The organism is Mesorhizobium sp. M4B.F.Ca.ET.089.01.1.1, from assembly GCF_004022605.1.
Classification (GTDB): Bacteria; Pseudomonadota; Alphaproteobacteria; order Rhizobiales; family Rhizobiaceae; genus Mesorhizobium; species Mesorhizobium abyssinicae.
Genome location: NZ_RZOS01001031.1, coordinates 1 through 801 on the forward strand (window position 1 = coordinate 1; position 801 = coordinate 801).

The 801-nt window shown below is 66.0% G+C and carries 1 protein-coding gene; it reads right to left on the reverse strand.

The window, feature by feature from the left end:
- Positions 1-48: 48 nt before the first annotated feature.
- Positions 49-801, reverse strand: a 753-nt coding sequence (locus tag EN780_RS35830; RefSeq protein WP_348631296.1) for a TRCF domain-containing protein, incomplete at its 5' end; no start/stop codon positions are given.

Sequence of the window (801 nt, forward strand, 5' to 3'; positions counted from 1 at the left end):
TTCCTATTCTAGACCGGAATTTCGGTACTGGCGAATGCGCTGGACGGGCTATGCTGCCTTGTCGACCAGCCGCGCCAGCTGCGTCATCACCACGGCCGAGCCGGCCAGCCGCTTTTCGGCGTTCGGCCAGTCGCGGATGAAGACGACGCTGTGGTCTGGCCGGATCTTGGCCAGCGAACCCTGCTCGCCGATGAACTTGACCAGCCCGACCGGGTTGGGGAATTCGCGCTTGCGGAAATGGATGACGACGCCCTTGGGGCCGGCGTCGAGCTTTTCGACATTGGCCCTGCGGCAGAGCGCCTTGATGAACACGATCTTCAACAGATGCGTCACCTCTTCCGGCAGCGGTCCGAAACGGTCGATCAGCTCGGCGCCGAAGGCGTCGATCTCCTCGGTGCTCTCGAGGTCGCCGAGGCGGCGGTAGAGCGCCAGCCTGAGCTGCAGGTCCGGCACATAGCTTTCCGGGATCATTACCGCCGTGCCGACGGCGATCTGCGGCGACCAGCCGCCGTCCTGCACCTCGCCGGAATCCTTCACTTCGGCCACCGCCTCCTCCAGCATCTGCTGGTAGAGCTCGAAGCCGACCTCCTTGATGTGGCCGGACTGCTCTTCGCCCAGCAGATTGCCGGCGCCGCGGATATCGAGGTCGTGGCTGGCGAGCTGGAAGCCGGCGCCGAGCGTATCGAGCGACTGCAGCACCTTCAGCCGCCGCTCGGCGGTGTCGGTCAGCTTGCGGTTGGCCGGCAGCGTGAACAGCGCATAGGCGCGCACCTTCGAGCGGCCGACGCGGCCGCTCGAAGG